Annotated in this window: 3 protein-coding genes; all 3 read right to left on the reverse strand. The window is 39.3% G+C overall.

Annotated features, from left to right (window positions below; translation table 11 throughout):
* Nucleotides 1-98: 98 nt before the first annotated feature.
* Nucleotides 99-533, reverse strand: coding sequence for a transposase (locus WJR50_RS34360; protein WP_445223520.1), 435 nt, complete (start codon nt 531-533; stop codon nt 99-101).
* 13 nt (nt 534-546) lie between these two features.
* On the reverse strand, nt 547-1,218 hold the full coding sequence (locus WJR50_RS33965) for a transposase (protein ID WP_341297771.1): 672 nt from the start codon (nt 1,216-1,218) through the stop codon (nt 547-549).
* A 151-nt stretch (nt 1,219-1,369) separates the two neighbouring features.
* Nucleotides 1,370-1,810 carry a hypothetical protein gene (locus WJR50_RS33970; protein WP_341297772.1) on the reverse strand — a complete coding sequence of 147 codons (441 nt, stop codon included), beginning with the start codon at nt 1,808-1,810 and terminating at the stop codon, nt 1,370-1,372.
* Nucleotides 1,811-1,999: the final 189 nt, after the last annotated feature.

Raw genomic sequence — 1,999 nt, forward strand, 5'->3', positions numbered from 1 at the left:
TACTTTGGCAAAACTGTCAAATTATCATCAACCGACTGGCGTAAATACCAAATAGAATTTTTAAACATGATCTTATTTATTTAAAATCAATAGACACTCTACATGAGAATTTTTTTAGTTTTAATATTGGGCGGAATTATAGCCTGTTCAATAACCTGGATCAACAGATCTAATTGCTCAGACATTGTTCTTGGTGCGTTCCGCCAGCAATCCAATCCATATCTGAAGAAACTATTGGCTTTGTACCCGTGGTTCTTTATTTCGATAGGTTTTTGATTCTGATTGCTCCATCGTCCAATGTGAAGGCAAACCGTGAATGCTATAGCTACCAAGGCAAAAAGATTACGCAAACGGTCTAAATCATTTAAATGAGTATCTTCTAAGCGAAAACCTCTTTGCTTTATGCTTTGAAAAAACGATTCTATCGACCAACGGCGCTGGTAGAGATTTAAAGCTAAATGTGCGAAAGTATTAGTCATGACAATAAGATGCTCGTCATCCTGCTTGGTTTGACGTTTTATTGTCAGGCTCACCCGGCGGCGGCCGCTAATGGTTATGTATCTTTACCCCATATGGTAAGCATTTTTTACGCTGACCCAGCCAATCAATTGCATGCCGTATCTGCCCATTTTTCTCTACTAGCGTGTTGCTTCGCAAACGGATATAAAAATCAACCCCATTGTTAAAGAAAAACTTAATCCAGTTAGTACCTACAAATTCACAATCACCAATAATAGCTACAGCCCGACCAGCCAGCAGTTTCAAACATGTTTTCAACACGGGAATACGCTCCTTTTCATTGCTATTGCCACCTTTCTTATATTCCAGTAACTCAAACCATAATGGGATGGCTGCCCCCTGACAGTATGCACTGATGACCAAAAAAATTAATATCACATGCCCAAATCGCCAGTTAGTGCGGTCAATAGCCAAGGTTATCGAACCTTTAGTAGGAAGAAAACAGCATAAAAGTATAGCAACATGCTCGTAGTCTAGTTCATAGTTAGCTATAAAGTCTTGGATGCGATGTAGATTTGATTCTGTCTTGACTTTTGTAGACATATGATTGGCTACTTCTACAAACTGTTCACTACGCCCCCTAATGAGTCTCTCTATAAAGAGAGTCATAAACTTCTTACGAGCTAAATTAATCGGGCTAGAAGGCATCAGGGCATCCACTTTTTCAAATATTCTGCTTATCTTTTCGGTGAAGTTCATTCTTCAAAGGGGTTATTGAGTGCCGTTGAACACTACAAAACTAACCCCTTTTATCTTTATCTATTTTTCCTCATGTAGAGTGGGGGCTGTGCTTAACTTCATTGCTTAAAATAATTGCACTGCTAAGATCGAAAAATATCTTCTTTCAATTTTAATAAATCGTCTGCATCCTGGCAATTTTCCATTTATCCTCCTCCTTGACCATCAAACGAATTTCCCTCACTGTTCCCGCTGCATTGTTGTTGGAATAAAAAACCAGGGCGGTTTTACCGAGTAATTCAATGTTATAATCCTGGTTGGATACCGGAATGGGAATTTTTTCAGGCTGGGCTTTGATGTGATCTAGAGTATTCTGGTTGACTGCTTCCCAGCCAATGAACTCCCTGAATTCAGTGTTTCCAGCATACATTTTAGAGGTATAAGGCTTATGCACCCACTGCTCCTGCCATTTCTCCAGGTTACGTTCACAGAAATAGCGTGTTTCCAGTTGCAGTGTTTCTACAATTGCTTCTTCTTCAGACTGATCTGATGTAAAAGGAGGGTAATCATTGAGTATCAAAAGCAGTAGGCTTGTCATTAAGATATGGCTCATGGGTTTTTGTAATTAGGTTTTAGTAAAATAACTTCAGTTTTTACATCCAGACTTCTCCTTTTCTGTAAGGCGACCCGGCTAGGGTCCAGAGGATATCTTCCACAAAGCGGAAGTGACTGTTGCACAACTCATACTATGCCTTTAATTATGCTTGCCCACATTAATGATTTTACTCTCCCCTCAATAATA

Origin of the sequence: Catalinimonas locisalis (assembly GCF_038039535.1) — a bacterium.
GTDB lineage: Bacteria > Bacteroidota > Bacteroidia > Cytophagales > Cyclobacteriaceae > Catalinimonas.